A 548-nucleotide genomic window follows, 5' to 3' on the forward strand; every position below is an offset into this window, starting at 1 on the left:
CTGGGAATGACCACGGGGGTACAGGATGCTGCCTGACCGCATCGGACGGCTGCCCTGCTGGCGGGGGGTGCCCTGGGGCCTGCCGCTGTCGGGCGGGCTGTCGAACGAGATCTGGAAGATCACCGACGACGCGGGCGACCATGTGGTGCGGCTGGGCGCCGATTACCCCTGCCACCACGTCGACCGGGCGCGCGAGCTGATGACCACCCGCGCCGCCCATGCCGCGGGGTTCGCGCCTGCGGTGGAACATGCCGAAACGGGCGTGATGGTGACGCAATTCATCACCGCGCGCACCTGGGGCGCGGAGGATATCTGCGCCCACCCCGACCGCGTGGCGCATCTGCTGCGCGACTTTCACAGCCGGATGCCCGACTTCGTGTCCGGCCCGGCCTATCTGTTCTGGGTGTTCCATGTGATCCGCGACTACGGGCGCACCCTGCGCGGCGTGGACAGCCCGCACCTCGCCGCGCTGCCCCCCTGGCTGGACCGCGCGCGGGCGTGGGAGGCGGCACAGATCCCCCTGCCCATCATCTTTGGCCATAACGACA

The 548-nt window shown here is 70.3% G+C and carries 1 protein-coding gene; it reads left to right on the top strand.

The window, feature by feature from the left end; genetic code table 11:
* Positions 1-25: 25 nt before the first annotated feature.
* Positions 26-548 (top strand): phosphotransferase (locus ACLD7X_RS18130; protein ID WP_411425081.1); only part of this gene is annotated, 523 nt, incomplete at its 3' end.

The sequence above is a fragment of the Aphanothece microscopica RSMan92 genome (assembly GCF_046613545.2).
GTDB lineage: Bacteria > Cyanobacteriota > Cyanobacteriia > PCC-6307 > Cyanobiaceae > NIES-981.